We start from the raw sequence: 624 nt of genomic DNA, 5'->3' as shown, positions 1-624 counted from the left end.
GCAGCCTCGCTTCCGACCGTAATCACACAATCATCTGCGTAGCGCACAAATCGAAGTCCCCTCTTTTCTAATTCCTTGTCCAATTCATTAAGCATGATATTGGATAAGAGAGGAGATAAATTTCCTCCCTGTGGTGTCCCAACTAGCGTTTTATGACGCTGACCGTTAATGATAACACCTGAATGAAGATACTTACGAATCAAGGATTCCGTATCTCCGTCTTCGATAATGTTATGTACTAAGGATGAACTGCACCCCAAAAGTTAGACAGAAAAAATCTAACTTTTGGGGTGTTTTTTAAGGAGAATTCTAGTAGGCATACCAGTTGTTTCGAGGTAAGGGATCTTAGACGGTTTTTGAAAGTCATATTTCTTCATTTGACTTCCACAATCAGGACAAGATGGGGCATCGTAGTTCAGTTTGGCGATGATTTCCCTGAGTGTATCCCTATTGATGATATCTATAATTTGAATATTAGGGTCTTTAATGTCTAGTAATTTTGTGATAAAATGTAATTGTTCCATATGATTCTTTCTAATGATAGTTTGGTCGCTTTTCATTATAGATGATATGGGACTTTTTTTCTACAACAAAATAGGCTCCATAATATCCATAGGGGATTTA

The 624-nt window shown here is 37.5% G+C and carries 2 pseudogenes; both read right to left on the bottom strand.

Annotated elements, in window-relative coordinates:
• A pseudogene (locus GEZ85_RS10170) lies at positions 1-245 on the bottom strand (reverse transcriptase domain-containing protein); the annotation flags it as partial.
• 48 nt (positions 246-293) lie between these two features.
• Positions 294-524 (bottom strand): annotated as a pseudogene (locus GEZ85_RS10165) (transposase family protein); the annotation flags it as partial.
• Between the last annotated feature and the right edge of the window lie 100 nt (positions 525-624).

This window comes from Streptococcus mitis (assembly GCF_009496205.1).
Lineage (GTDB): Bacteria > Bacillota > Bacilli > Lactobacillales > Streptococcaceae > Streptococcus > Streptococcus mitis_BN.
Note: the sequence above shows the minus strand (reverse complement) of the source record. Positions and strands in the feature narration are given on the sequence as shown.